Here is a 21,116-nt window from a genome sequence, read left to right as displayed (position 1 = left end):
ACGATGCGCACCACCACAGCGGTCCAGCGGTCCCGGCAGCACACCGTGATCGACAGCCCCTACGGCCCGTTGACCCTCGTCGCCACCGACCGGGTTCTCGCCGGCCTGTACATGACCGATCAGCGGCACCGGCCGCCCGAGGAGACCTTCGGCGAGGCCGACCCGGGCCCCTTCGACGAGACCGTCGAGCAGCTGGACGCCTACTTCGCCGGTGAGCTACGGGAGTTCGACCTCCCGTTGCATCTGGACGGCACCCCGTTCCAGCGCAGCGTCTGGGCCGAGCTCCGGCGGATTCCGTACGGCGAGACCCGTTCGTACGGGGAGCTGGCCGAGAACCTCGGCAAGCCCGGCGCCTCCCGCGCGGTGGGCCTGGCCAACGGCAAGAACCCGGTCGGCATCATCGTGCCCTGCCACCGGGTGATCGGGGCCTCGGGGAGCCTCACGGGCTACGGCGGCGGCCTCGACCGCAAGCAGCGCCTGCTGGCCTTCGAGAACGGTACGCAGGACAGTGCTCCGGCACTCTTCTAGGCGGGTACGGCGTACGGGGAGGGGCTCCGCGCAGCTGCGCGGAGCCCCTCCCCGTACGCGTTCCGATCGCGGCCGGATCAGCCGACGAAGATCTCCACGACCGTCCAGACCGCCAGCCCCAGCATGCACAGCCCGCCGATGCGCTGCACCGTCTTGAGCGGCACGCGCTTGGCGATGAAGCGTCCCGCGAGCAGCGCCAGCGCCGATACGGACATCAGGGCGGCGGCGGACCCGATCGCGGTGGACCAGGCGCCGTTGCTCGCGGCCAGGTTGGCCGTCGTGATCTGGGTGAGGTCGCCCCATTCGCTGATGAAGACGGCCATGAAGGCGGTCGAGTACACCGGCCAGAAGCCGGTCACCGTCTTGGGGCCGTCCTCGTCCTCGTCGTCGCCCGCGTCGGCCCGCAGGAGCATGAACGCGCCGAAGGCGAACAGGGCGGCGGAGACGAGCTTGACGATCCAGCCGGGCAGCAGACCGAGCAGGCCGCCCGCCCCGACCGCGATGGCGACATGGACGATGAACGCCGACGACGTGCCGAACCAGACGTAGAGCGGGCGCATGCGCGTGCCCATGGCCAGCGACGCGAACATCGTCTTGTCGGGGAGTTCCGCGAGGAAGATCAGCCCGAAAGCGGTGATGATCGCCAGGGGGTCGAGATGCATTCCGGGTGGCTTTCTGTTGGAGCCGGGCCCCGGATCTTCCGCGAAGTGCCGCTCGGGCTTTTCGGAGGACCACTCGGCCCGGCATGACGGCACCGCCCACGGGGCGTGGGCGTGTCATACCTGACCGAAGGTCTCGCCCGCCCGTCATGATCCACGAGCCCGGCCACCGGGAACCCGGAGGTTCCAGTGTGTCGACGACCGGTTTGCAGGGCTACTCCCCTTCGCAGCCGTCAACGTTACCGCACCCGGATGCCACGTGCTTCTCCGGGCCGGTCCGCCGCCGTCCAGGCGCGGTCCACGAAACCGGCGACGAGCGGTGCGATCTGCGGCAGGTGGTCCTCCAGGGCGAAGTGCCCGGTGCCGAAGAGGTGCAGTTCGGCGTCCGGCAGATCGCGCAGATACGCGCGGGCGCCGGGCTCGGGGAAGAACATGTCGCCCGTGCCCCAGACGATGAGCGCGGGCGGGGTGTGGGTGCGCAGCCACTCCTGCCACCGCGGATAGAGCGCCACGTTGGAGTGGTAGTCGAAGGCCAGGTCCAGCTGCGGCTGCGTACGCCCCGGGAGGTCCAGGAAGTGCTGGTCCAGGGTCCAGCCGTCCGGCGCCATCAGCTCCGGATCGGCGGTCCCGCCCTCGTACTGGCCGCGGGTCGCCGGGAGGGTCAGCAGCGAGCGCACCGTGTCGGCGGCGCCTGGCTGCTCCGGGCGGAGGGCGATGAAGTCGCGGGCCTGCGGCGACAGCCCCTCCTCGTACGCGTTGCCGTTCTGCACCACCAGGCCGGCGATCCACTCCGGGTGGCGGGTGGCGAGCCGGAATCCGACGGGGGCGCCGAAGTCGAACACGTACATCACGAAGCGGGACAGGCCCAGCTGCCGCACGAAGCCCTCGGTGATGTCGGCGAGGCGGTCGAAGGTGTACGTGAACGGGCCGCCGGTGGTCGAGGACCCGGGGACGTCGCTGTGGCCGAAGCCCGGGTAGTCCGGGGCGACGATGCGGAAGTGGGCGCCGAGGGCGTCCATCAGGCGGCGGAACTGGTGCGAGGCCGAGGGGAAGCCGTGCAGGAGCAGCAGCACCGGGGCGTCGTCGCCCCCGACGGCCGGGAGCGACTCGCGGTAGAAGACACGGACGCCGTCGACCTCGGTGTGCCGGTGACGGATGTGCGGAACAACCACCTGAATCGCCATGTTCACATGCCTCCTTGGTGTGCTGATGCATTAGTTCTATGCCAGGGAGATCTAATGCGTCAAGGGTGTGAGTTAGCATTAGTGGCATGAATGGTCTTGAGCCCCTGACCGGTGAACCCCTCGCCCTGGACCTGCTCAACACGCTTCCGTACGCGGCGCAGGGTCCGCCGGTCGATCACCTGGCCGACCCGGCCGGCCTGCGGGCCTGGCTGGCCCTGGAGGGGGAGCGGCTGCCCGGGGCGGCCGGGGAGCAGGCGGTGACCCAGGAGGATGTGGCGGCCGTGCGGGCGGTCCGGGCGCACGCGGCACTCGCCGTCGCGCCGGCCCGCCGGGGCGAGCGCCCCCCGGCATCTGCGCTGCGCGGACTCAACGAGGCGCAGCTCGCCGCCCCCGCCGTGCGGTACGCGGAGTGGGACGGCACCGCGGTCGTGGTGACGCCCCGCCGCACCGGTCCGCTCGGCGTGCGGGTGGCCGCGGCGCTCGCCGAGGACGCGGCCGGGCTGCTGGCGGACCCGGCGATCGGCAGGGTCCGCGAGTGCGAGGCGGCGGACTGCACGATGCTGTTCGTCCCCGCCCACCCGCGCCGCCGCTGGTGCTCGGCCGCACGCTGCGGCAACCGGGCACGGGTGGCCCGCTATTACCAACGCCACAAGGCGGACGGTCCGGACGCCGAGGGGTAGCCGGTCCGGCGGCCACCGGCATCAGCCGCGCCGGCGACTCAGCCGACGGGGCCGCCGTCCACCAGCTCCACCGGGCCCGCTCCGGACTCCAGGGCGCCCAGCGCCGCCCGCACCCGGCCTCCGACCGCGCCGGGCAGATGGCTCTCCAGGTCCGCGGGCTCGACGAGCTTCCACGACAGGAGTTCCTCCTCCTGGATCCGGATCGCCTTCAGCTGCTCCTCGCCCAGGACCCCGCCGTCGAAGATGTACGCCACGATCGGCGGCCGTGCGCTGCCGCGCGTCCAGTCGACCGCGAGCAGCCGGCCCGGCTCCAGGTCGAGACCGATCTCCTCCAGGCACTCGCGCCGGGCGGCCTGCCGGGGGGTCTCGCCGTCCGCCGACTCGATCGTGCCGCCGGGCAGCGTCCAGCCCTCCCGGTAGTTCGGCTCGACGAGCAGTACCCGGCCCCGTCCGTCACGGAAGACGCAGGCCGCGCCGGCCAGGACCTTGGGGAGGCCCGCGATGTATGTGGCGTAGTCGTTGGTGGTCACACCGGGCAGCGTAGTTGCGAGGCGCCGCAGGTCCAGGGCACGGACACCCATGGGCAGGGAGGGGGTGCTGCGGATAGGGTCGGGTCGGCGCGACTGCCTGTTCGAAAGCAAAGGGAATCAAGGTGACGGACGGAGCAGTGATGGAGACCGCACGCGTGCTCGTCGCGGCGGACAAGTTCAAGGGCTCGCTCACGGCCGTACAGGTCGCCGAGCGGGTGACGGCCGGGCTGCGGCGCGTCGCCCCCGAGGTGCGGGTCGAGACCCTGCCGGTGGCGGACGGCGGCGACGGCACGGTGGCGGCCGCGGTGGCCGCCGGATTCGAGCGCCGCGAGGCGCGGGTGACCGGGCCGCTCGGCGACCCCGTGACCGCGGCGTACGCGGTGCGGGACACCACCGCCGTGGTCGAGATGGCCGAGGCCTCCGGCCTCCAGCATCTGCCGGCGGGCGTGTTCGCCCCGCTCACGGCCACCACGTACGGCTCCGGCGAGCTGCTGCTCGCCGCGCTGGAGGCGGGCGCCCGGACCATCGTGTTCGGCGTCGGCGGCAGCGCGACCACGGACGGCGGGGCGGGCATGCTGGCCGCGCTCGGCGCACGGTTCCTGGACGCGGACGGCAAGCCCGTCGGCCCCGGCGGCGGCGGCCTCGCCGACCTGGCCACGGCCGATCTCTCCGGGCTCGACCCGCGGCTCGGCGACATCGACCTGATCCTCGCCAGCGACGTGGACAACCCGCTGACCGGTCCCAAGGGCGCCCCCGAGGTCTACGGGCGTCAGAAGGGCGCGACCGAGGACGACATCGCGGTGCTCGACGCGGCGCTCGCCCACTACGCCTCCGTGCTGGGGCCGGAGCAGGCACAGCAGCCGGGCGCCGGGGCGGCGGGCGGCATCGGGTACGGGGCACTGGTCGCACTCGGTGCGCGGTTCCGGCCAGGGATCGAGGTGATGCTCGACGTCCTCGGCTTCGCACCCGCGCTGGCCAGGGCCACGCTCGTCATCACCGGCGAGGGGTCCCTCGACGAACAGACGCTGCACGGCAAGGCCCCGGCCGGGGTCGCCGCGGCGGCCCGTGCGGCGGGCATCGAGGTCGTCGCGGTCTGCGGCCGCCTGGCGCTGGCACCGGAGGCGCTGGGGCGCGCGGGGATCCGCCGCGCGTACGCGCTCACGGAGCTGGAGCCGGATCCCGCGGTGTGCATGGCCGAGGCGGGGCCGCTGCTGGAGCGGGTGGCGGAGTCCATCGCCAGGGACTTCCTGCGCTGAGGTGAGGTGAGGTGACGGGGCGGGGCCCTTCGGGGGCTCCGCCCCCGGACCCCCGCTCCTCAGTCGCCGGAGGGGCTTGAGGAGCGGGGCTCCTCACAGCGGTGCCGCCCCCGGCAGCAGCCGTACCGCGTCCAGGGCCAGCATCAGTTCCACCAGTTCGCGCGGCCGCGACAGGGACCGTGACGTCAGCTCCTCCAGCCGCCGCAACCGGTTCAGCACCGTGTTCCGGTGGCAGCACAGCCGTACCGCCGTCCGCCCCGCCGACCCCCCGCACTCCAGCCACGCGTCCAGCGTCGACACCAGCAGCGCCCGGTACGCCGGGTCGCGGGCCAGCAGCGGGCCGAAGACGTCCGTGGCCAGATAGGCCGCGAGCTCCGGCTGACCCGCCACCAGGGCCGCCGGGACACGGCCGGCCAGGCAGACGGCCTCGTCCCCGCCCGGACCGCACGTCAGCAGCGCCGCATCGGCCAGCCGCCGGGCCGCGCCCAGCCCGGACAGCCCCTCCACCACCGGGCTGACGCCACCGGGACCCGGACCCCCGTCCCGCAGGAGCGCGGCGACCGCGGCCGGATCCGCGTCACCCAGGACCACCACCGCGATCTCCCGGTCCGGCCGCGACCGCCACAGGAACCGCATCCCCTGCGCGCCGGCGGTCCTGGGGCCGGCGCCCTCGTGCACCGGGACGACGGCCACCGCGTACCGGCCCCGCTCCGGCAGCCCCAGGACCGCGCCGGCCAGCGCGACGAGATCCGGCCCCCGCTCGTCCTCCAGCAGCGCGTCGAGCAGCGCCCACTCCCGCTCGTCCCCGCACTGCCGCATCCCCGCTCCGTTCTCCGCGCGCCCCGGGGCCGCATCCGTGCTCAGGGCCCGGGCCCGGCCCACCGGACCCGTCGTGAGGATGGCACCCGTCCGGCCCCGGGGCGAGCACACCCGGCCCGCCTCTGTGCGCGTGCACAACCAGCGGCCCTCCGCGCGGGGCACCCGCAGCGTTTCGGCCGGTGACCGTGGACGCACGGCCCGGCCCCTGCTGGTCTGTGGCCCCACAGCGCACAGGGCGGGCACAGGCAGGCACAGGCGGAGACCGTCGGCCACGGCCGGGCCGGGGACCCCTGCGCACCACGAATCGACGCGTCGATTCCATGACAAGGCGGAAGGAGGAGGACGCATGGCAACGCTAGAGATCCGCGCGCTGTCCGTGGGCTACGGCCCCGTACGGTCCCTGCGCGACGTCTCCCTCGATGTGCCGGCCGGCGCGATCACCGCCGTACTCGGCGGCAACGGGGCCGGGAAGACCACGCTGCTGCGGGCCATCTCGCGGACCCTCGGCTTCCACCGCGGGACGGGCACGGGCACCGTCAGCTTCGACGGCCGCCGCCTGGACGGGCTGCGCCCCGCCCAGGTGGTGGCCGCCGGAGTGGTCCAAGTGCCGGAAGGCCGACAGGTGTTCGCCCGGATGACGGTGGCCGACAACCTGCGGGCGGGCGCCCTCGGAGCCCGCGGCGGCCGCAAGACGGCGGCCGCCGCGCTGGCCCGCGTGCACGAACTGTTCCCCGTACTGGCGCAGCGCGCGCACCAGCGTGCCGGGCTGCTGTCGGGCGGCGAACAGCAGATGCTGGCGATGGGACGGGCCCTGATGGCCGGGCCGCGGCTGCTGCTCCTCGACGAACCGTCCCTCGGGCTGGCCCCGTTGATGGCGCAGCGCATCGCGGAGACGGTGCAGGAGATCAACGCGTCGGGCACCTCGGTCCTGCTCGTCGAGCAGAACGCCGCGATCGCGCTCAGGCTCGCCTCCACGGCGTACGTCCTGGAGGTCGGCGAGGTCACCCTGGAGGGGCCGGCCGACGAGCTCGCCGCCTCCGACGAGGTGCGCCGCCGCTATCTCGGCGTCGTCGACGAGACGGCCGCCGCCGACGCGGACCGGGCCGCAGGGTCCGTACGCACCCTGAGCAGGTGGTCCGCATGACGACGGCGCAGGAAGCACCCCGCACCGCAACCGCCCCGGCCGCGCTCGCGGTCCGTGACGTCACCGTCCGTTTCGCCGGGCTCACCGCGCTCGACGGCATCTCCTTCACCGTGGAGCCGGGCAGCGTGCACGCCGTCATCGGCCCCAACGGGGCGGGCAAGTCGACCTGCTTCAACGTGCTGTCCGGGGTCTACCGGGCGGCATCCGGCACCGTCCATCTCGGTACCACCCAGCTCACCGGACTGGCCCCGCACAAGATCGCCCAACTCGGCGTCGCCCGTACCTTCCAGAACCTCGCGCTGCCCCCGCACGCCACCGTCGCCGACAGCCTGCTGCTCGGCCGGCACCGGCTCACCCGCGCCGGGTTCCTCGCCAGCGGGCTGCGGCTGCCGTCAGCCGCCCGCGAGGCCAGGCGTCATCTGGACCGGGTCCGCGAGATCGCCGAATTCATCGGACTGGAGAAGGAACTGGACCGGCCCGCCGGGGCGCTTCCCTACGGGCAGCAGAAGCTCGTCGAGCTCGGCCGGGCGCTCTGCATGGAGCCGCAGGTCCTCCTCCTGGACGAACCCGTCGCCGGCATGACCGCCGACGAACGGCGGCGCACCGCAGCGGTCGTGGCCGGGGTGCGCGACAGCCTCGGCATCTCGATCGTGCTCGTCGAACACGACATGGGCGTGGTCATGAGGCTCGCGGACGCCGTGACCGTACTCGACTTCGGACGCAGGATCGCGGACGGCACCCCCGCCGAGGTCCAGAACGATCCGGCCGTCGTCCAGGCCTACTTGGGGGCACAGGAATGACCACCTTCATCGAACTCCTCCTCGGCGGCCTCTCCATCGGCTCGGTCTACGCGCTGATCGCGCTCGGCTTCGTCGTCATCTTCAAGGCCACCGAGGTCGTCAACTTCGCCCACGCCTCCCTGCTGCTCGCGGGCGGCTACGTGACCGCCGTGCTCCACGACGACATCGGCTTCTGGCCGGCGCTCGCCGTCGGCATCGCGGGCGCCGCCGTCGTCGGAGCGGCCATCGAGTTCCTGGTGATGCGCCGCTACCGGGGCAGCGACCACAGCGTCCTGGCCATCGTCACCATCGGCGTCGACATCCTCCTCACCACCGAACTCACCCGCCGCATGGGCACGGAGGTGCTCTCGCTCGGCGACCCCTGGGGCGACCGCGTCATCACCATCGGCGACGTCACCCTCGCCCAGACCCGGGTCGCGGCCTTCGTCGCCGCCGCCCTCCTCATCACGGTGTTCCTGCTCGCCTTCCGGTTCACCTCCTGGGGGGTGTCGATGCGGGCCGCCGCGGAGAACCCGCAGACCGCCGCCCTGATGGGGATCAAACTCGGCCGGGTCTCCCTCGCCGCGTGGGCGGTGGCCGGGGCGCTCGCCGCGGTCGCCGCGCTCTTCCTCACCGTCTTCCCCACACCCGGCCTGGAACGGGCCACCTCACTCGCCGCCCTCAAGGCCTTCCCCGCCGCCATCCTCGGCGGACTCGACTCGACGACCGGGGCCCTGGCCGGCGGACTCATCGTCGGCGTCACCGAATCGCTCGCCACCGGCTACCAGAGCGACCTCTCCTTCCTGGGCCGCGGCATCGGCGACCTCGCCCCGTACCTGGTGATGGTGATCGTGCTGCTCCTGCGGCCCGCGGGACTCTTCGGTACGAAGGAGCTCGCCCGTGTCTGAGACCACGACCGCACCGCCCGCGACGGCCGCCGCACTCGCCGCCCGGCTGCGCCACCCCCGTACCTACCTCTGGGCCGTCGGCTCGGTGCTGCTGCTCGCGTTCCCGTTCTACCTGGACCGCTTCTGGCTCCAGGCCGGACTCTTCGCCATGGCGGCCGCCATCGGCGCCATCGGCCTCAACCTCCTCACCGGCGCGACCGGCCAGCTCTCCATGGGGCACGCCTTCTTCCTCGCCGTCGGCGCGTACGGGTACTGCGTACTGGCCGGCGAGAGCAGTACGGAGAACGGGCACGAGCTCTCCGGGCTCGGCCTGCCCAGCTGGCTCGCCGCCGTCCTCGCCGTGCTCCTCGCGGGAGCCGCCGGCGGACTGTTCAGCCCCATCGCGAGCCGGCTGCGCGGCGCCTACCTCGGCATCGCCACGCTGGCGCTGATCTTCATCGGCCAGCACGTGCTGTTCAACGCGGGCTCGCTCACCGGCGGCTTCAACGGCCGTGCCGTGCCGCCCCTTTCGCTCTTCGGCTTCGACTTCGACGACACCGAGGTGATGGTGGCCGCGGTGCCGTTCCAGTCCTCCGAGAAGCTCTGGTACGCGGCGCTGCTCGCCCTGCTCCTGAGCGGCCTGTTCGCCCGCGGAGTGCTGCGCGGGCGGCCGGGCCGGGCGCTCAACGCCATCCGCGACCACCGCATCGCGGCCGGGGTGATGGGCGTACCCGTCGCCCGCTACCGGGCCGGCGTCTTCGTCCTGTCCTCCATGTACGCGGGCCTCGCCGGCGTCCTGCTCGCGCTGGTCTTCCAGCGGACCGTGCCCGAGTACTTCGGCATGGTCCTGTCCCTCGAATACCTCGCCATGATCGTCATCGGCGGGCTCGGCACCGTGGCGGGAGCGGTCGTCGGGGCCGCGTTCGTCTCGCTTCTGCCGCAGCTGCTCACCCACTACAGCGACTCCCTGCCCCTGGTCTCCGCCCCCGGTACGGGCGGTCTGGCACCGGGCGAGGCGTCGCGCTACCTGTACGGCGCCGCGGTGGTCGCGGCTGTTCTGTTCCTGCCCGGCGGCCTGACACGTCTGATGAAGAATTCAGGGGAGAAGAAATGAAACTGCGTGTGTTCGGGGCCGTGTGCGCGGCCCTCACCCTCACCCTCGTGGGCTGCAGCGAGAAGGCCAAGTCCTCCGACGAGGGAGCCCAGGACAAGGGCGGTGTGAAGACCGGCGTGGGCGTCACCGACTCGGTGATCTCGCTGGGCGCGCTCACCGACATGACCGGGGTCTACGCCTCGCTCGGCAAGAGCGTCACCCAGGCCCAGCAGCTCTGGGTCAAGCAGACCAACGCCGCGGGCGGCATCTGCAAGCGCAAGGTCGAACTGACCGTGCGCGACCACGGATACGATCCGCAGAAGGCCATCGCCGGGTACACCGAGCTGGCGCCGAAGGTGCTGGGCTTCGTCCAGTTCATCGGCTCGCCGTTCGTGGCGGCGGTCGAGCAGCGCATCGACGGCCAGGACAAGGGGCTCGTCCTGCCGCAGGCCTGGTCGGCGAATCTGCTCGGCAGCAAGTACGTCCGCGTCATCGGTGCCACGTACGACGTCGAGACGATCAACGCGATCGACTACCTGCTCGCCGAGAAGCGCATCGCCAAGGGCGACAAGATCGGGCACGTCTACTTCGAGGGCGACTACGGCGAGAACGCGCTCGCGGGCTCGAAGTACGCGGCGCAGCAGGCGGGTCTCACCGTCGTCGAGCAGAAGATCAAGCCCACCGACAACGACATGACCGCGCAGGTCGCCGCGCTGAAGCAGGCGGGCGTCAAGGCCGTCGTCATCAGCGCCGGCCCGCGCCAGGCGGCCTCGCTCGTCGGTGTCGCCGCGGCCACCGGCTTCAAGGTCCCGGTCGTCGGCAACAACTCGGCGTACGCACCGCAGCTGCTGAAGACGCAGGCGGGACCGGCCCTGACGAAGGACTACTACGTCGCCGCGTCCACCCTCCCGATCGGTGACCCGGGCGCCGGCCCGGCGAAGCTCGCCAAGGAGTACGGGGCCGCGTACCCGAAGGACGGCCTCGACAACGGCGTCATCGCGGGCTACAACGCGGCGAGCCTGTTCGGTGAGGCGCTGAAGAAGGCCTGCACCTCCAAGGACCTCACCCGTGAGGGCATCGACAAGGCGCTGCTGACGATCACGGACTTCGGCAGCGACTTCGGGATGTCGCACAACTTCTCCGACCCGGCCGCGCCCTCCACCCGGGAGAGCGTGATCATGAAGCCGGACGCCAAGACCCCCGGCGGCCTCAAGGTCGTCCGGCCGGCCCAGGCGGCACCGGCGGCGAAGTCCTACACGCTGAAGTAGCCACGGCACGAAGGCCGAAGCCGCCGGGCGGCACGCGTCACGCGTGCCGCCCGGCGGTCTGTCATCCGTGCCGTCAGCTGGTGTAGGCCTCCACTTCGGAGAGCTGGGCGGCGGGCCATCCGGTGTTGCCGGTGAACGTCAGCCGCAGATAGCGGGCCGAGGTACCGGGCAGGGTGACCGTCGCCCGGTTTCCGCTCGACGGATCAAAGGTGTAACCCGCCGACGCCTTGAGCGAGTTGAACGTGTTGTTGTCGGTGCTGCCCGACACGCTCAGCGTCTGCGTGCGGGTGGACCAGGCGGCCGCCGGCGGCAGCTTCAGGACCAGCCGCTTGACGGCCTTCGCGGCGCCCAGATCCACGGTGATGGTCTGCGGGAAGGCGTGGTTGGTGCTCTCCCAGTAGCTGTTCGCGTCGCCGTCCACGGCACGGGACGCGCTGTACACGTCCGCGTGACCGGATTCGGTGACGTTACGGCCCTGGGCGAGGTTGCCCGTCTCGGCGGGCGGGTCGGTCGGCGGGTCGGTCGGGTCCGTCGGCGGGTCCGTGGGCGGGTCCGTCGGGCCGCTGCCGCCGCCCGGCACACCGCCGTTGGTCCACACCGGGGTCGGCCAGGTGCCGGTGCAGGCCGGCGGGTCCGCGTACCAGCCGGAGTTGCCGGATCCGCGGGTGATCTCGAAGCCGCTGCCCACGCAGTTGTGGATCGGGTTGGACTGCGCGATGTGCGTGGCCACCACGTTGTTGAAGGTGGCCTTGCCCGGCGACTGGATCTGGAGGGCGTAGGTGCCGGCGCCGTCGATCTTGATGTTGTCGAAGTGCAGCCCGTTCGTCGCACCCTCGATGAGGTGGATCGCGGCGTAGGAGCTGTCCAGGATCTCGCTGTCGGAGATGTTGATGGTGGCGTTGATCGGCTCGTTGAGTCCGCTGAACCAGATCGCTCCGACGCCGAACTGCCAGTTGTAGTCGTTGTTCCCGGTACGGATCAGGGTGTTGCGCGCCGCCGTGGTGACACCGGAGACGGCCGTGCCCTGACCGGAGTTGACGCCCGGGTAGCGGTTGGCGATGTGCAGCCCGCCGCCGTTGGAGATGGTGTCCGACATGACGTTGTCGGAGATGGTGATGTCCTTGCCGCCGTACGTGACGATGTTGTTGGCGAGGATCGGCAGGATCACGGTGTTGAACGTGAACTTGTTCTTCACGTTCGGGATGTTCTCCGCCCACATCGCCAGACCGTCGTCACCGGTGTTGCGGACGAAGGTGTTGGTGACCGTGGAGTTGGTGACTCCGTAGTGGAAGTTCACCCCGTCCGCGGTCTGGTCCAGGATGCGGCTGTTCTTGATGGTGAAGTTGTCCATCGGGCCGTCCATCCAGGCGCCGCACTTGGTGTGCTGCATCCAGACGTTGTCGACCGTCGAGTTCGACAGGGCGCCGCCGATGGCGTTGACCTGGTCGTCGTCCACGCGCTCCCGGATGTCGCCGATGATGGCGAAGTCCTTCAGCGTCACATTGCTGCTGCCGCCGTCCCGGGCGTACTTGCCGTAGACGCCGACCGCCTTGCTCCGGTTCACCGGGTCGCGTCCCGTCAGCACGGAGTACCAGGGCCCGGCGCCGCGCAGCGTCACCTTGTCCACCACGATGTGGTCGCGGACCTGGAAGGTGCCCTGCGGGATGTACACCTCCTTGCCCTGTGCCTTGCCCGCGTCCACGGCCGCCTGGATCTTGGCGGTCGAGTCGGCGGTCCCGGTCGGGTCGGCACCGAAGTCGGCGACGACGTCGAGCGCGCCCGAGGGCTTGGCGGTGGGCGCGGCCACCTGCTCGAAGTCCGCCAGGTCGATGGTGAACGACGGTGAGGCGGCGGTGGACGAGACCTGCAGCCGGACCTTCGTGCCGGCGGCGAGGGTCGACCCGAACATGGTCCGGGCCTCGTCGTAGAAGTGGTGCGGGTTGGTGTCGCCCGGGTTGTTGTTGAAGGGGTAACCGCCGTAGTACCAGCCGTACTTCGATGTGACGGGCACCGCCTTGGGCGATGCTCCGTTCACCGTCACGTCGATCGAGGCGTCCCGGCCCGATCCGGCGGCGTTGTCCGGCAGCGAGTACCGGAAGGACATGGCGTTCGCGGGTGCGGTGAGCGTGAACTCCACGTACTCACCGACCGCGTCGAGGGTCACGGCCTGCCGGCCCGAAGCCTCGGAGGGCAGCGTGCCGTACAGCCGGTTCGGGCCGATCAGGGTGCCGTTGGTGGCGGCGTACTCGGCTTCCTGCTCCTTGAACGGAACGGTCGCACCGCGACCGGGGACCGCCACGGGGGAGGGGGCGGGAACTCCCGCCGCCTGGGCGGCCGGAGCACTGGACAGGACCACGGCGGCGGCGGTGCCGAACGCGGCGACCGCCAGCGCGAGAGAGGCGGACACGGATCGTCTGAGCAGGGGGCGTCTGGGTGGTGGCGTCACGAGGATGTCGTCCTTGCGGCTCGCGGGGGGCTCTTCGGACGCCCCACAGGCTAGGAGTACCTCCGCAAGGAAGTCCACGGCGCTGCGCAAGATTCCGCTCTCGCAGCTAAAATTTGTGACGTAAACCTGTCAGGAATGCGTGAAGTGCGGGGATTGGGCGGGAAATCCGCGCGACGGACCACAGGCTCGGTGCAAGTGGTTTGCGGGTCGCGGAGAGTGACGGCCGGTCAGACCTTCCGGCCGTCCATGCCCAGAAAGCCGAACCGGCCCCGCTCCACCCGGTAGATGAACACGCCCGTCCCGGCGTACATCCCGTTCGCCGGTTCGAAGGCATAGCTCCTGGACACACCCTTGAACGTGTTGGTCCGCAGCACCGGCAGCAGGTCCTGCCGCGTCACCCGGTCCCGCCCCAGCCCTCCGGCGCACGCGGAGATCAGCCCCACCGCGTCGTACGCCTCCGCGGCGAACAGCGGCGGAGCCGCACCGAACCGTTTGCGGAACGCCGTCGCGAACCGGCGCACCGAGGGCACCGTCGCCGGATCGGCCGAGGTGGACACCACCAGCCAGCCCTCTGCCGCCGCCTTGGCCTCCCGCACGAACCGCGGATCGTGCACCGCCTGGGTGGCGATCCGGGGCCCCCGGTACCCCGCGGCCGACAGCGCCCGCGCGAACCGTGCCGCGTCCTGCCAGTCACCGCCGTGCACCACCGCCCCGGGCCGGCCCGCCGCGATCCGCGCCGCGACCGCGCCGACGTCCCGCGCGTCCGTGCGCACCGTCTCCGCGCGCACCGTACGGCCGTTGCCCCGCAACGCCTCACTCAGGAACCGGGTGGTCTGTCTGCCGTACTCCGTCCCGTTGTCCACCAGCGCGATGTCGTCCAGGCCGTGCGCGCCGAGGTACTGGGACACCGGCAGCATCTGCATCGCGTCGTTGGGACGGGCGCAGAGGAAGATCCGGCTGAGATGGCGGGTGTCGCCGTCGACCACACTGATGACCGGCAGCCCGGCCTCGTCGTACGCGGTCAGCGCCTCCTGCGCCGCGGACGTCCCGGTGGCCCCCAGCACCGCGATCGTCCGGGAATCGGCGGCCAGTTGCCGCACGGCCGCCGTCGCCCGGGCCTCCTGCCCCCGGTCGTCGACCGGCGTCAGCTCCAGGACGAACGGCGCGTCCTCGCGGGCGTTGTACTCCTCGACCGCCAGCCGCGCCCCCTGCTCCTGGCCCTTGCCGCGCGCCGCCGACGGCCCGGTGAGGTCCGCCTGCAGGCCGATGTGCAGCTCGGGCCGGGCCGCCGCCGGGCTCCCGCCGTCTCCCTCGCCGTCCCCCTTCGAGCCGTCGCCGCCGGAGGACGAGAGCCACGCCGCGACCGATCCGCCGGCCGCGACGACGACGCCCCCGGCCGCGTACGCCAGGAACCGCCGGCGCGGCTGCGGCTGCGGCACCCGGGCGGTGGTGTGCGGGGCGTCCTCGGTACGGGCGTCCAGCCGGGTCGCCTCGATGTCGGGCAGGCCCAGCATCCGCGCCGAGCGCTCGGCGATCAGATGGGTGACCGGCGCGGGCAGCCAGCTGCCGCCCCGCGCGTCCTGCGCCAGCGCCTGCCGGATCGCCGACGCGTCCGGGCGGTGCGCCGGGTCCTTGGCCAGGCACGCCTCGGCCAGCGGCAGCAGACCGGCGGGCAGCCCCGTCAGATCCGCCGGGTCGTGGACCGAACGGAACAGCATCGCCTCGGCGGGACCGCTGCCGAACGGCCGCCGCCCGGTCGCCGCGTACACCAGCACACAGCCCAGCGAGAAGATGTCGCTCGGCGGCCCGATCCGGCGTCCCTGGGCCTGCTCGGGCGAGAGGAAGCCCGGCGAGCCGACGATCGCGTCGGTCGCCGTCAGCACGGTGTCGTCCAGGGCGCGGGCGATCCCGAAGTCGATCAGCCGGGGACCGTCCAGCCCGAGCAGTACGTTGCCGGGCTTGACGTCCCGGTGCACGAGCCCCGCCGCGTGGACCGCCTCCAGCGCCTCCGCCAGCATGGCGCCGAGCGCCCGCACACTGCGCTCCGGAAGCGGCGCCCCGGCCCCCACCGCCTCACTGAGCGAGGGCCCCGGCACGAACTCGGTCGCCAGCCAGGGCGACGCGGCCTCGGTGTCCGCGTCGACCACGGGCACCGCCCAGCGGTTGCTGACCTGCCGGGCGATGGACACCTCGCGGCGGAACCGGGTACGGAACCCGGTGTCGTCCGCGTACTCGGCACGGATCACCTTGATCGCGGCCAGCGAACCGCCCGGCGAGCGGCCGAGCACGACGACACCCATGCCGCCGGCGCCGAGCCGGCCGAGGATGCGGTACCCGGCGATACGCGCCGGGTCCGTGGAGCGCAACGGTTCCATCAGCGGGAAAGCCCCAGAGTCTCGAGTGCGGTCACTTGACTGCGGTCACTTCAGCGCCAGTTCGATCCGGTAGAGGATCTTCGCCGCGCCCTCCGCCGCGATCCGCAGCAGGTCGGTGTTCTCGTAGCCCTTCGCGCCCTTGACCGAGACGGCCGCGGTGACCGTGCCGATACGGGACTTGCTTCAGACGTAGTGCTGCCTGCCGTTCGAGCCCGGCCCCTCGTACTTCCCCGCCTCGAACAGCGAGGCGTCCGCGTTGCGCACGTCCTTCCGGTCCATCTGGAGCGACATCAGCCCGCTGAGCCGCTGGCCGCCGCCCAGCTCCTGGTCCGGGCAGCGGAAGCTCTCCTGCACGGTGTCCTCGATCTCCCGGTCGGCGTCCGCGACCGTCCGGTGCACGGTGACCGTCATCGCCCCCTGCACCCGACCCCTGCCGTCCGCCGCGGGCACGTCGAGCCGCCGGGTGAAGCTGTCCAGGACGTGGTCCGGCAGACCGGCGCGGCTCCAGACGCACGAGTCCTCCAGCACCGTCCAGGTGCCGCTGCTCTCGTACGGCCGGTGCACGGCCATGCCGGCGGTCCAGTCGTCCGGTCCCAGCACCGCCCGGCGCGTCAGTGTCCGGGCCTGCGGAGCCGACTTGGGCACCCTGGCCGGGTCGGGCGTGAAGTCGTACGCGTCCGGCAGCTCGCCGGGCTTGGTCGTCGGACCGGAACCGGGTGTGCCGGACGGCCCCGGCGACTCCTTCCCGCTCACCGGCGCGGACGTCCTCGGCGCCGGGGCGCCCTCCGTCCCGGCCTGCTTCTCCGCGCATCCCGTCAGCAGCGCGGCCGCCACCGAGATCACCGCCAATGCCCCCGTGCGCCGTCTTCCCGTCGCATGCGCCATCTCATGGACCCCCGTCCCCCCGAACCGGCAAGTGCCGTGATTCTAGGAGCCGGGACGTACCGGGGGAGTGGGTACACGTACTCACTCCGTGCTCCCGGCCACCCGGTCGGTACGGAGCACGCGCCCCCTGGTCACGACCGCGCACACCGGCTCCCGTACCCGTGCTCGGTATTCACCCGAATGAGCGACCGCGATGGAGCGGTGGCACGACTAGCCTTGTCCGTAAGGCAATTGACCGCCGATCGACTACGGACAGCGGGGGGAGGCACGGATCATGCATGTTCCGGAGCAGGTGGTGTACGGGCTGGTGCTCGCGCTCGTCGTCCTGTCGCCCCTCATCGGATTCGGCCGGACCAAGTGGCTTGCCGTGTTCACGCTGCTGAACATCGGTGAGTACCGAGTGCTCCTCGGCGAGGACCCGTTCACGATGGCGGTCGCCGTGACGGCCCTGCTCGGCGCCCTGCTGCTGCTCCTGGAGATGACGGCCTCCCATGTGATGTCCGGCGTCCTCTGGATGGTCTGCGGGGTGCTGGTGGCCCTGGCCTTCGCCAACAAGGAGGTCACCGCCGACTGGATCGTGGCGGCGAGACCCTGGGTGGCGATCTCGACCGGGGTGGCGGCCGCGGTCCTGGCCGTCCGGGCGCGCCGGGCCCGGCTGATCGCGCACGATCCCTCCGAGGGGCTGCGGGGCATGTGATGGGACAGTCCCCCTCCACCGTGCTCCAGGTCATGCTGCTGGTGCTCGTCGTCCTGCCGGGCGTCACCTACCAGTTTCTCCGCGAGCGCCTTCGCGGCCCGGTCCCGGGCGAACGGGACCTGGGGGAGCGGGTGCTGCGGGCCGTGGCGGCCTCCGTCGTCCTCGACACCCTGTATCTGGTCGCGGCGGGGCCGCAGCTGGTCCGGTTCGCCCGGCACTCCGGCGCGGGCGGCTGGGAGGCCGTCGCCCGGCAGCCCCGGCCGGCCGGACTGCTCGGACTCGCCCTGTTCGTCGTCGTACCGGCCGCCGCGGCCGGGGGCGTCACCTGGTGGCAGCGCCGTCTGCGGCCCGCGCGCTACGGCTCGACGCCCACCGCGTGGGACCACCTGTTCCGCGACGCGGGACCCTGCTTCGTCCGCATGCGGATGCGGGACGGGGCCTGGGTGGGCGGCTGGTACGGGAACAGCTCCTACGCCACCTCGTATCCGCAGCCCCCCGAGATCCACCTCGAATCGGCCTGGCTGATGAGGGCGGACGGCAGCTTCGTCCGGCCCGTCCGGGACAGCGCCGGTCTGCACATACGCGCGGCGGACACCGACGTACTGGAACTTCTCCACCGGCCCGCCGCCGCACCGCCGCCCGGCACCACGACGACGGCCGTCCCGGCCGTCCGATCCGGCGAGGAGCCGACATGACCGCGTCCCGTCCCGACGAACCCGAACTCACCGCCTTCGAGAAGGCACTGGCCGCGCGGGGCGAGGGGGACCACCGGGGCTACACCCCCAGCGCCACCGTGGCCGAACCCACCCGGGGCCCCTCGGACCCGGCCGGAGTCTCCGTCCCCCGGCAGGACACCGGCCCGGCCCCCGAGCCCCCGGAGCCGGCACCGCAGCCCGGGACGAGCGGCGCCGACGCCTCCGGGTAGCCCGCGGGCCCGCCTCGGCCCGAGCCGGCCTCAGCACCCCACGTGCAGATAGCTGGCCCAGAACTGCGGACGGTTCGGGCACAGTTCGCGGACCGCCAGGGTCGCGCGGTGCACGGCGGCCGCCGCGTCGACCGGGGCGCCGGAGCGTACCGCGCCCGCGAGTTCCGTGTAGACCCGTTCGGCGAAGACCGAGCCGACCTCGTCCCGGACCGGCCAGAGCGTGGCGACGACCTGGCGGTAGCCCGCCAGCTGGAACGCCGTGGCCAGGTGGATCGCCTCGTCCGCATGCCGGGGTGCTGTGCGTGCCGTCTCGCACGAGGACAGATACGCGAGCTCGGGATGTCCCAGGTCGAGCCCCGACACGTCCTCGACGGTCAGCGGACTCCGCAGGTGGTCGTGGAGGAGCAGCCCGCCGCGCGAGGGGACGTCGCGGTCGGCCACCGCGTGACAGGCGAAATGGGCCCAGGCGTGGTGCGGGAGTTCCCGCAGTACCCGCTCCCGCGTCGCGTCCTCGTCGGTGAGCCGCACGGTGTCCGGGAAGAGGCCGCACACCATGCGCGCCTCCGCCTCGGCGCCGGCCAGCGGCGCGGCGTCCGGAGTGCGGGACATCGTGACGGCGAGGGGCCCCGGGAGGCCGACGGGGGCGGCGCGCGCGGCGCGGGCCGTGGCCAGCGACCGTACCGTCGGGGTGTAGGACGAGATCACCCGGTCCAGCAGGGAGCGCGAGCCGTCGCGATGCCCCGCCGCGTGCACCGGCAGCAGCGCGAGGGTGCCGGTCGGCACCCACCACACCCGGGGCAGCCCCGGCCCGCCGTGCGCGGCGTGCAGGTCTTTCAGCGCACCGAGCACCGGCTCGGCCACGGCGTCCCACAGCCAGCCCAGCACCTCGTGCACGGCCGCGGCCCTCTCCCCCTCGGCGGTGGAGCGCCGGCGGTCCAGCGCGGCGTCCAGGGCCCGCTGCCGGTGCCCCGCGTCGTCCGGGGTGACCCGCAGGGGGACGGACCGGATGCCGTCGGGCGCGATGATCACGGCGTCGGAGCGGTACCGGCTCACGTTCAGATAGACGACGGCCCCCTCCGCGGCCCCGGCGACCAGCCGCTGCGGGGAGGGCGGCCCCGCGAACTCCGCGAGCCCGTCGAGCGCACGGATCTCCCGCAGCAGCTCGTCCCAGCGCTCGCCCTGCGCACGGCGCCGGGAGCGGAGACCGGCGGAGGACGCGGCCGGGGACGCGGCGGGTGCGCCGGCCGGCGGCCGCCCGCCGTGCCCCTCGGCCAGTGCCGCCCGCAGCTCCTCGAACTCGTCCGCCAGCCGGGGATCGCGGGCCCGCAGCTCCCGGATGTCGGCCCGCAGATCCAGTTCCCGCGACAGCAGCACGCCGCGCCCCTGTTCGAGCAGCGCGACCGCCTGCTCCGGTGCGCCCTCGGCGAGGGCACACGCCGCGGCGTCCGCCGCGATGCCGGTGTGGCGGCCGAGCCGGTCCTCCTGGTCGGCGCGGCGCAGCTCCCGGCCGGCCAGCCGCGGCAGCAGCGCGATCACGGTCTCGAACGCCGTCACCGCGTCCCGGTACCGGCCCGCCGAGGCCGCGATGTCGCTCCACAGCAGCCCGGCCCGCAGCCGCGTCGGCACGTCCGCCCGCGTGTGCAGTGCCGCCGCCCGCGCCGCGGCGAGGGCCGCGCCCAGCCTTCCGTCCCCGTCGGGCCCGCGGTCCCGGTCCGTGTCGTACCGGGCACGGTCCCGCAGGGCCAGGGCCGCGACGACCTGGAACACCGCCTGCTCGGGGGCGTCCGCCGGGGCCGTGCGCAGAGCGCGGCCGCTCAGGTCGACCGCCTCGTCCAGATCGGCCGTGGACGGCGAAGGACCGGTGCCGGACGCGCCCGGCCCCATGGCGTTGCGGGTGCGGAGTGCCAGGCCGAGATTACTCAGGGACGTCGCGTACAGCGCCTCGCCCGGCTCGGTGCTCTCCAGCGCCTCCCGTCCCAGCTTCACGGCCCGGTCGAGGTCGCCGATGCCGCCGGTCCGCTGCCCCCGCTGCACCAGGAGATGGCACAGCGTGGCCCGGTCCGCCGCGCGCCGGTAGCCGCGCCCGTCGGCCCACTTCACCGCCGCCGACACCTGGGTCACGGCCTCCTCCAGGACGTCGAGGTCATCGGTGCGCAGGAAGTCGCTGTGCAGCGAGGCGCCGAGGTGGCCGCAGGTGCCGGGGTAGTACGGGCTGCGCGGCGGGACCAGCCCGACGGCCTCCCGGCCGGCGGCGACGGCCCGGGCCAGATCGTCCGCCGCGCCGAGGTGGTCGTAGCGCAGCCGCAGAGCGGTACCGAGCTGGGAGAGCAGCCGGGCCCGGACCGCCCGTCGCGCCCTGGCCGGATCGGCCCCCTCGCCGGCGCCGACGGCCTCGTCGAGGTCCTGGATCCGGCCGAGCCGTTCGTAGCGCATCCGCAGGGCCTTGACGAGCTCGGTGACGTAACCGGGGTGGGAGCCGTGTCCCAGGCTCTTGCGGACGGCGGTGCGCAGACCGTCGACTGCGTGGTCCAGGACGGTCAGGTCGTCGGACGCGGCGTACTCCCGCAGCCGCTCCCGGCCCCGGGCCGCCTGTTCGGACGCCCCCAGCGGGTCGTGGTCCGGGTTGGCCCGCTGCTGGGGACTGCTGGGGGCCATGCGCAGCAGGGAGGCCGCGCCGGACACCGTCGCCGCCACATAGGTCGACGGTCCGTACCAGGAGGGGGTGGCGCCGGGGAAGACCCACACGCCCTGCTCCACCAGCTGCGAGACGACGAACCCCAGCATGCCCCAGGGCATCCGGCCGCCCGCGACGGCGACGAACCGGTCACCGGCGCAGAAGTAGAACAGCATCGTCAGTGTGGAGAGCACACCGATCGCCAGTGGCCAGTCCGACATCCGCGGCGGTACCCCTCCCCGGGCCCGCCACGTCCCGGCCGGCCCCCTCGGCACCGTACCGCCGGG

The 21,116-nt window shown here is 73.0% G+C and carries 18 protein-coding genes and 1 pseudogene; 11 read left to right on the top strand and 8 right to left on the bottom strand.

The window, feature by feature from the left end:
• Positions 1–3 precede the first annotated feature (3 nt).
• On the top strand, positions 4–528 hold the full coding sequence (locus OG521_06850; protein WUW26592.1) for a methylated-DNA--[protein]-cysteine S-methyltransferase: 525 nt from the start codon (positions 4–6) through the stop codon (positions 526–528).
• A 77-nt stretch (positions 529–605) separates the two neighbouring features.
• On the opposite strand, the gene OG521_06845 is transcribed toward OG521_06850, so the two are convergent.
• Positions 606–1,190: a TMEM165/GDT1 family protein gene (locus tag OG521_06845; protein WUW20527.1), complete on the bottom strand. Its 585-nt coding sequence runs from the start codon at positions 1,188–1,190 to the stop codon at positions 606–608.
• Positions 1,191–1,426: 236 nt separating this feature from the next.
• A complete protein-coding gene (locus OG521_06840; protein WUW20526.1) occupies positions 1,427–2,371 on the bottom strand; it encodes an alpha/beta hydrolase in 945 nt (314 codons plus the stop codon).
• Positions 2,372–2,457: 86 nt separating this feature from the next.
• Between OG521_06840 and OG521_06835 the strand changes: the two genes are divergently transcribed.
• Positions 2,458–3,051 (top strand): CGNR zinc finger domain-containing protein, encoded by a 594-nt coding sequence (locus OG521_06835; protein ID WUW20525.1) that lies wholly within the window; start codon positions 2,458–2,460, stop codon positions 3,049–3,051.
• Positions 3,052–3,089: 38 nt separating this feature from the next.
• On the opposite strand, the gene OG521_06830 is transcribed toward OG521_06835, so the two are convergent.
• Positions 3,090–3,581 (bottom strand): NUDIX hydrolase, encoded by a 492-nt coding sequence (locus OG521_06830; protein ID WUW20524.1) that lies wholly within the window; start codon positions 3,579–3,581, stop codon positions 3,090–3,092.
• A 140-nt stretch (positions 3,582–3,721) separates the two neighbouring features.
• Between OG521_06830 and OG521_06825 the strand changes: the two genes are divergently transcribed.
• Entirely contained in the window at positions 3,722–4,837 is a 1,116-nt protein-coding gene (locus OG521_06825; GenBank protein ID WUW20523.1) for a glycerate kinase, read from the top strand.
• Positions 4,838–4,930: 93 nt separating this feature from the next.
• Here the strand turns inward: OG521_06825 and OG521_06820 are convergent, their stop codons facing one another.
• Positions 4,931–5,656 carry a helix-turn-helix domain-containing protein gene (locus tag OG521_06820; GenBank protein WUW20522.1) on the bottom strand — a complete coding sequence of 242 codons (726 nt, stop codon included), beginning with the start codon at positions 5,654–5,656 and terminating at the stop codon, positions 4,931–4,933.
• Positions 5,657–6,002: 346 nt separating this feature from the next.
• On the opposite strand from OG521_06820, the gene OG521_06815 reads away from it, so the two are divergent.
• Genes OG521_06815 through OG521_06795 form a run of 5 tightly spaced genes read left to right on the top strand, consistent with a single transcriptional unit; the run spans position 6,003 to position 10,827 of the window.
• The gene (locus tag OG521_06815) at positions 6,003–6,800 is read left to right on the top strand and encodes an ABC transporter ATP-binding protein (protein WUW20521.1); all 798 of its coding nucleotides are present in this window, start codon (positions 6,003–6,005) and stop codon (positions 6,798–6,800) included.
• Positions 6,797–7,600: an ABC transporter ATP-binding protein gene (locus OG521_06810; GenBank protein WUW20520.1), complete on the top strand. Its 804-nt coding sequence runs from the start codon at positions 6,797–6,799 to the stop codon at positions 7,598–7,600. The genes OG521_06815 and OG521_06810 overlap by 4 nt, the downstream gene beginning before the upstream one ends.
• Positions 7,597–8,487: a branched-chain amino acid ABC transporter permease gene (locus OG521_06805; protein WUW20519.1), complete on the top strand. Its 891-nt coding sequence runs from the start codon at positions 7,597–7,599 to the stop codon at positions 8,485–8,487. The genes OG521_06810 and OG521_06805 overlap by 4 nt, the downstream gene beginning before the upstream one ends.
• Complete coding sequence (locus OG521_06800) at positions 8,480–9,580, top strand: branched-chain amino acid ABC transporter permease (protein WUW20518.1); 1,101 nt, start codon at positions 8,480–8,482, stop codon at positions 9,578–9,580. Before OG521_06805 ends, OG521_06800 begins: the two co-directional genes overlap by 8 nt.
• A complete protein-coding gene (locus OG521_06795; protein ID WUW20517.1) occupies positions 9,577–10,827 on the top strand; it encodes an ABC transporter substrate-binding protein in 1,251 nt (416 codons plus the stop codon). Before OG521_06800 ends, OG521_06795 begins: the two co-directional genes overlap by 4 nt.
• A 73-nt stretch (positions 10,828–10,900) precedes the next feature.
• On the opposite strand, the gene OG521_06790 is transcribed toward OG521_06795, so the two are convergent.
• The 3 genes and pseudogenes from OG521_06790 to OG521_06780 all read right to left on the bottom strand — a co-directional run bounded on the left by OG521_06790 (position 10,901) and on the right by OG521_06780 (position 16,533).
• Entirely contained in the window at positions 10,901–13,273 is a 2,373-nt protein-coding gene (locus tag OG521_06790) for a discoidin domain-containing protein (protein ID WUW20516.1), read from the bottom strand.
• Positions 13,274–13,500: 227 nt separating this feature from the next.
• The gene (locus tag OG521_06785; protein WUW20515.1) at positions 13,501–15,648 is read right to left on the bottom strand and encodes a bifunctional serine/threonine-protein kinase/ABC transporter substrate-binding protein; all 2,148 of its coding nucleotides are present in this window, start codon (positions 15,646–15,648) and stop codon (positions 13,501–13,503) included.
• Positions 15,649–15,693: 45 nt separating this feature from the next.
• Positions 15,694–16,533 (bottom strand): annotated as a pseudogene (locus tag OG521_06780) (hypothetical protein).
• A 274-nt stretch (positions 16,534–16,807) separates the two neighbouring features.
• Here OG521_06780 and OG521_06775 point away from each other — a divergent pair.
• The 3 genes from OG521_06775 to OG521_06765 are packed head-to-tail and all read left to right on the top strand — an operon-like array spanning position 16,808 to position 18,155.
• Positions 16,808–17,230 carry a hypothetical protein gene (locus OG521_06775; GenBank protein ID WUW20514.1) on the top strand — a complete coding sequence of 141 codons (423 nt, stop codon included), beginning with the start codon at positions 16,808–16,810 and terminating at the stop codon, positions 17,228–17,230.
• The gene (locus tag OG521_06770) at positions 17,230–17,925 is read left to right on the top strand and encodes a DUF6338 family protein (GenBank protein ID WUW20513.1); all 696 of its coding nucleotides are present in this window, start codon (positions 17,230–17,232) and stop codon (positions 17,923–17,925) included. The genes OG521_06775 and OG521_06770 overlap by 1 nt, the downstream gene beginning before the upstream one ends.
• Positions 17,922–18,155, top strand: coding sequence for a hypothetical protein (locus OG521_06765; GenBank protein WUW20512.1), 234 nt, complete (start codon positions 17,922–17,924; stop codon positions 18,153–18,155). The genes OG521_06770 and OG521_06765 overlap by 4 nt, the downstream gene beginning before the upstream one ends.
• A 30-nt stretch (positions 18,156–18,185) precedes the next feature.
• Here OG521_06765 and OG521_06760 read toward each other — a convergent pair whose 3' ends face one another.
• Positions 18,186–21,050: a CHAT domain-containing protein gene (locus OG521_06760; protein ID WUW20511.1), complete on the bottom strand. Its 2,865-nt coding sequence runs from the start codon at positions 21,048–21,050 to the stop codon at positions 18,186–18,188.
• Between the last annotated feature and the right edge of the window lie 66 nt (positions 21,051–21,116).

It is taken from the genome of Streptomyces sp. NBC_01463 (assembly GCA_036227345.1).
Classification (GTDB): Bacteria; Actinomycetota; Actinomycetes; order Streptomycetales; family Streptomycetaceae; genus Streptomyces.
This window is presented reverse-complemented; position numbering and strand designations above follow the sequence as displayed.

Coding starts and splice junctions, on each gene's coding strand:
- OG521_06785 (WUW20515.1), bottom strand. CDS start 15,648: ATGGAACCGTTGCGCTCCACGGACCCGGCGCGTATCGCCGGGTACCGC.
- OG521_06775 (WUW20514.1), top strand. CDS start 16,808: ATGCATGTTCCGGAGCAGGTGGTGTACGGGCTGGTGCTCGCGCTCGTC.
- OG521_06760 (WUW20511.1), bottom strand. CDS start 21,050: ATGTCGGACTGGCCACTGGCGATCGGTGTGCTCTCCACACTGACGATG.
- OG521_06795 (WUW20517.1), top strand. CDS start 9,577: ATGAAACTGCGTGTGTTCGGGGCCGTGTGCGCGGCCCTCACCCTCACC.
- OG521_06850 (WUW26592.1), top strand. CDS start 4: ATGCGCACCACCACAGCGGTCCAGCGGTCCCGGCAGCACACCGTGATC.
- OG521_06845 (WUW20527.1), bottom strand. CDS start 1,190: ATGCATCTCGACCCCCTGGCGATCATCACCGCTTTCGGGCTGATCTTC.
- OG521_06765 (WUW20512.1), top strand. CDS start 17,922: ATGACCGCGTCCCGTCCCGACGAACCCGAACTCACCGCCTTCGAGAAG.
- OG521_06820 (WUW20522.1), bottom strand. CDS start 5,656: ATGCGGCAGTGCGGGGACGAGCGGGAGTGGGCGCTGCTCGACGCGCTG.
- OG521_06805 (WUW20519.1), top strand. CDS start 7,597: ATGACCACCTTCATCGAACTCCTCCTCGGCGGCCTCTCCATCGGCTCG.
- OG521_06770 (WUW20513.1), top strand. CDS start 17,230: ATGGGACAGTCCCCCTCCACCGTGCTCCAGGTCATGCTGCTGGTGCTC.
- OG521_06840 (WUW20526.1), bottom strand. CDS start 2,371: ATGGCGATTCAGGTGGTTGTTCCGCACATCCGTCACCGGCACACCGAG.
- OG521_06810 (WUW20520.1), top strand. CDS start 6,797: ATGACGACGGCGCAGGAAGCACCCCGCACCGCAACCGCCCCGGCCGCG.
- OG521_06835 (WUW20525.1), top strand. CDS start 2,458: ATGAATGGTCTTGAGCCCCTGACCGGTGAACCCCTCGCCCTGGACCTG.
- OG521_06815 (WUW20521.1), top strand. CDS start 6,003: ATGGCAACGCTAGAGATCCGCGCGCTGTCCGTGGGCTACGGCCCCGTA.
- OG521_06825 (WUW20523.1), top strand. CDS start 3,722: ATGGAGACCGCACGCGTGCTCGTCGCGGCGGACAAGTTCAAGGGCTCG.